This window comes from Borrelia persica No12 (genome assembly GCF_000500045.1).
In the GTDB taxonomy this organism is placed as follows: domain Bacteria; phylum Spirochaetota; class Spirochaetia; order Borreliales; family Borreliaceae; genus Borrelia; species Borrelia persica.
Genome location: NZ_AYOT01000164.1, coordinates 1 through 679, shown reverse-complemented (window position 1 = coordinate 679; position 679 = coordinate 1). Strand labels below are relative to the sequence as shown.

Annotated in this window: 2 protein-coding genes; both read right to left on the bottom strand. The window is 27.7% G+C overall.

The window, feature by feature from the left end; all coding sequences use genetic code 11:
• Positions 1 to 83 precede the first annotated feature (83 nt).
• Entirely contained in the window at positions 84 to 275 is a 192-nt protein-coding gene (locus U881_RS0105835; protein WP_024653630.1) for a hypothetical protein, read from the bottom strand.
• Between the two features lie 82 nt (positions 276 to 357).
• On the bottom strand, positions 358 to 679 hold a 322-nt coding region (locus tag U881_RS10890), incomplete at its 5' end, for a DUF685 domain-containing protein (protein ID WP_038363808.1).

Sequence of the window (679 nt, the reverse complement as noted above, 5' to 3'; positions counted from 1 at the left end):
AAGTTTTTGCAAATTTTTTTTAATGCACATAAAATTAATGCAATCCAAGTAATATTGGATTGCAATTAACCTTTTACCAAATATCATAAATCTTTATCCTTGTCTTTATCTTTGGTTTTAAACTTAGTAACTAGGATATTGATAATGTCTTTAGTTACTGGTTTAAGAAGAAAAACAAATAGAGAACCCATACCTAAAATGAGAAGAGCAATAATAATAAGTTTAGCTCCGTCAATATTAAGTAAAAGTTCTGATAAAGTGCTCAGACTTTGCATAATCCTTTAACCTCGCTTTTTATAATAAATGGTATAGTTAAATATATAGCAAAAACTTTAAGATAGCAAAGAAAAACAAGAATTATAATTTAAGTAATAAAGGAATTCCGTCTACTCTCTTTTGCATATACCAACCTTCTAAAATATTATTTTCAAATAATGTACCACCGTGTACGGAAGCAAGTCTAAATATAGTTCTGTTAGTTGAAGAATCACTGTTGTACTGGATACTAACTCTTTTAGTAGCTTGTGAAGTTGAATTAGATATTACTTTGACTTTTACAATTAAGTAAATAGGCTTATCATCATATGATCTATCTGTTTGTATAATTATTTCTTCATTTTCAGATTGTCGTGAGCTAGAACCAAGTTCAAAGATATAACGTCTGTTTAGCAAACTATAC

What these genes read in the sequence shown, in the direction of transcription:
- U881_RS0105835 (WP_024653630.1), bottom strand. Translation starts at nt 275, where the DNA reads ATGCAAAGTCTGAGCACTTTATCAGAACTTTTACTTAATATTGACGGA.